General features: G+C 59.2%; 1 protein-coding gene. It reads right to left on the bottom strand.

What is annotated here, in order from left to right; genetic code table 11:
- Positions 1–316: pyridoxal-dependent decarboxylase (locus CDV44_RS27435; protein WP_249277759.1), on the bottom strand; the 316-nt coding region annotated here is incomplete at both ends.

Genomic DNA, 316 nt, shown 5'->3' with positions numbered 1-316 from the left:
GTGCGCTCGCCAGCGCCTTGACCGGTTCGTAGACGCACGTAAATGTGATGCCGAGTGTCGCCACCACACCAATCGTGTTCTCGTCGCAGTACGCAGCGAGCTGCTCAGGCTGTAGCCCCAAAGAATCGCCGGCCAGCGGGACCTGACGCATCTCGACATCGAAATAGCGAGCGAACTTTTCCCAGCACACCTGTACCGGCCCGCAAACAAAGTTCGGCTTATCGGTCGGCTTGCCTTGCGCTGCCATGCGCTTTTTCCATTGCCACTTGAGCGCCAGACCACCTAACATGCAGGCTTCGCTGGAACCCGTCGTTGA

This window comes from Pandoraea sp. PE-S2R-1, from assembly GCF_002179865.1.
Classification (GTDB): domain Bacteria; phylum Pseudomonadota; class Gammaproteobacteria; order Burkholderiales; family Burkholderiaceae; genus Pandoraea.
Note: the sequence above shows the minus strand (reverse complement) of the source record. Positions and strands in the feature narration are given on the sequence as shown.